This window comes from Wolbachia endosymbiont of Pentalonia nigronervosa, assembly GCF_014534705.1.
GTDB lineage: Bacteria > Pseudomonadota > Alphaproteobacteria > Rickettsiales > Anaplasmataceae > Wolbachia.
This window is the reverse complement of the sequence record NZ_JACVWV010000101.1, coordinates 1-3,151: the sequence shown is the minus strand read 5'-3', so window position 1 is coordinate 3,151 and position 3,151 is coordinate 1. Positions and strand designations below refer to the sequence as shown.

Sequence of the window (3,151 nt, the reverse complement as noted above, 5' to 3'; positions counted from 1 at the left end):
TCATTATATATCTTATTGCATTAATAATCGCTCTAATATCGTGTTTTCTTGGCCTTCCTATTGCCCCTTGTGCAACGTATGGCTCTAGTATTTCCCATTCTTTGTCACTTATGTCACTTGGATACATTTTTTTACCTCTTAATTCTACATTTGCTTTAGTATATTTATCTTTTCATTTCTTTTCAAGACATCTTCTTATATTGCGGTAGCAGGAACTTTCGCTGATTTCATAACTTTGACTTATGTGAAAATATGTCCGATTTTACCTTTATCCTAGTTTCGCAAGAGGTTTAATATCAGCTCATTTCTCTACAAGGTATTTAACTACATCTAACAGATCGTAATGCTGCTGTAGAAATGGTTTATAAAGCAAGAAAAAATCTTTTCGAAGTGAAAAATATATACGGTTGAGAACAGAGTTCTAAAGTTAATGTATTATGTAAAAATTTAGGTATTTTACGGAAAATAATAAAAGGCGAAGGGCAACAGGTATAGCAGGGAAAAGCAGGCTATTATTGGGGATTTTACGATTACATCAAATCTAATATAGACGAGTTCGAAAGATAGTGTGGTGGGCCAAGCGATTCCAAAAAAACTTGTTCTCAGAATCGTTATATAAAATAGCCAAAACCAGCCATACTGGACAGCTTTTTAGTAATTTCTGTTTACATGAAAGTATATACGTGCGTGAGAATAGAGAGGAAAATGTTGTCAAATTTAACGAAATTGGTGTCTAAAGTAAATAAAGGGTTTTCAGTCAGTGCTAACTTCAGCTTCAAAATGCAAAAAGCTTGCATTGTTAAGTTTAATAATTTATTATGTTATGAATCAATCATGATCGGTTTTGGTGTAACAACAAGGGGGTTTTATGTTAAAGACAAGGTATCCAGCAAGCTATTTAAAAAAAGAAGAATTTAATTTAGAAGTTAGTGAGCATTTAGATGAAGTACAATATACAAAGCAGTTAGTTAAGCAAGCTTTGCAACAAAGATCTAACTTAATACGTTTAAAACGTTCAGACAGTGATAGTACTCTAGAATTCAGGGAGCCTATTTCTATTTTTCAAGAGATAAAAGATCAGTCAAAAAAACAAAATCTTGAGGGTTTATTAAATAAATTAAGAAGTTCTTACTCTGATGACCTTAAAATAGGAGTAGCACTTAAAACAGGAGATTGTTTTTTTGATTCCGTAGCTCAAGGCTTGAATGAGTTAAAGGATAAAGGTCTGATCAAAAATAGTGAAAGGGTTAATGTAAAATCACTGAGAGAAGTTTGTGCAAATAATGCTAGCAAATACAGAGATAAAATTATAAAGGATGCAGGGGACTATTTTGTCCCACAGAAAAATGTTGCTTTTCCTCATCTTGGTTCTATTAAGGATGAAAAAGGAAATTATGTTCCAGATGTGCAAGGTACTTTTAAGAAATATTTGGACTGTATTAAAAAGGTGGCTACAGAAAATGGTCCTATCCATATATGGGGAAGACCTGAAATTGAAGGAAAAATGATTTCTAATGAATACAAATTAAAACTTTATTTTTATTCAGTGAATGAAGAGGATGGTCAAAAAATTACAGTAACTAAAATTACACCAGACAGTGATGACCAAGAAGTTTTTATAGAAGGAGTGAATCTTGATCAGTTACATAAAGATAGTAATGAAAAGGTCGTGAGAATAGTAAATTACAAGAAGCATTTTGTACCACTTCTTAGTGGCCTAGAAGAAGACATTAAAGAAGCTGTAAAAGTTTCTAGAAAAGAAGTTTATGGTTTAGAAGATAGGAGCAGTCTTTCTTTGATTGAAGATATAGAAAATTATGATTTTGAGGAAGGAGCAGAACAGAAGTCACAAGTACAGGCTCAATCTAATCAAGATTCTTTCACTGCAACCGATGTTTACAAGAAATTAAATTCAGTAACATTTGATAATAATGATTCAGATAATCCTCAAACATGGGCAGGTATAGATCAAATAAATTCATATATAAATCAGGCAATTAAAACTAATGGTGATGAATTAGCTCATTATATTGGCCCAAATAACTTTGGTTTTGATAGCGAAGAAAGTATAAATGACATAGCTAAGCATATTTGTAAAAGAGATGGTATTACGAATAATTTTTATGGCTCTAAAGAGTCATTAGATAAACCATTTATTGTTATTTCTAACACTGGTACAGTACTTGCTCAAAGTCCTACTGATGTTAATCACGAAGGTGGTAGTCATTGGATTAGTTGGGTGCTGTTGCCTAAAAAATATGCTAGCTTATCAGGTAAAGAAATAAACAATGACAAATATCAAGTTCTCTTTTTTGACAGTCATAACTCTTTTCCTGAAGATTTAAAGAAGTTTTTAACAGAAGGTGGTGAAATTACTGAAAAAACTGATACTGGTGAAACACAGATAAGGTTAATGCCTTTTTGTACAGAAGAAGAAATTGATTTTAAGAATCTTCGAGACTCAACTGGTCAGCAAATGAATGGTAGCGATTGTGGTTGGTGGGCAACATATTATGCGTTGATGAGTGTGTATACCGGAGGAGTAGAATTTCTAGAGAGATTAAAAGGAAAAAAATTATCGGCAAAGCCTCTACGTAGAGTAATGAGTTTACAGGAGTCTACTGAACATTTATTACCTCAGCAACCAGGAGGTTTATCATCGTGGCAAGGAAATCAGCAATCTTCTTCTGATAATCGTCAGTCTAGTCGAGGTAATCAGCCCATTGATTCTGCTCAGCATCATCAAATAAATCTTAATTCTCCTGACTTGATTGATAGTGATAATGAAAAAGAGAAAAATAAAGCACCATTAAAAGAAGTTTATGGTTTAGAAGGAAATAGTAATTTACATTCTTCCAGAAGCAATTCTGACTCTTCTGACTATGATTATGAAATAACGCTTGAAAAAGAACTGATTAATGCAGTACTGAGTGGCAACTTACAAGAAAAAAAATTAGGTAGTGTCGACATTTATTTTAACCAAAGATATATAGAAGCAATATGGACAAAAGATAAGAAAGAAATAGCTAATTTATCATAACGAGTAGCAACCCTACGAAAATTCTTGAGTTTATTGAACATTCTTTCGATGAGATTTCTCTCTTTATAAAGCTCTTTATCGTATTCTCTTGGTGTTTTTCTATTGGAACGT

2 protein-coding genes are annotated in these 3,151 nt (G+C 32.4%); one reads left to right on the top strand and one right to left on the bottom strand.

What is annotated here, in order from left to right; translation table 11 throughout:
* Positions 1-868: 868 nt before the first annotated feature.
* Positions 869-3,040 (top strand): OTU domain-containing protein, encoded by a 2,172-nt coding sequence (locus tag IC220_RS06665; RefSeq protein ID WP_188153685.1) that lies wholly within the window; start codon positions 869-871, stop codon positions 3,038-3,040.
* Here the strand turns inward: IC220_RS06665 and IC220_RS06660 are convergent.
* Positions 2,971-3,151, bottom strand: a 181-nt coding sequence (locus tag IC220_RS06660; RefSeq protein WP_188152748.1) for a transposase, incomplete at its 5' end; no start/stop codon positions are given. The two genes, IC220_RS06665 and IC220_RS06660, sit on opposite strands and share 70 nt — an antisense overlap.

What these genes read in the sequence shown, in the direction of transcription:
- IC220_RS06665 (WP_188153685.1), top strand. Translation starts at nt 869, where the DNA reads ATGTTAAAGACAAGGTATCCAGCAAGCTATTTAAAAAAAGAAGAATTT.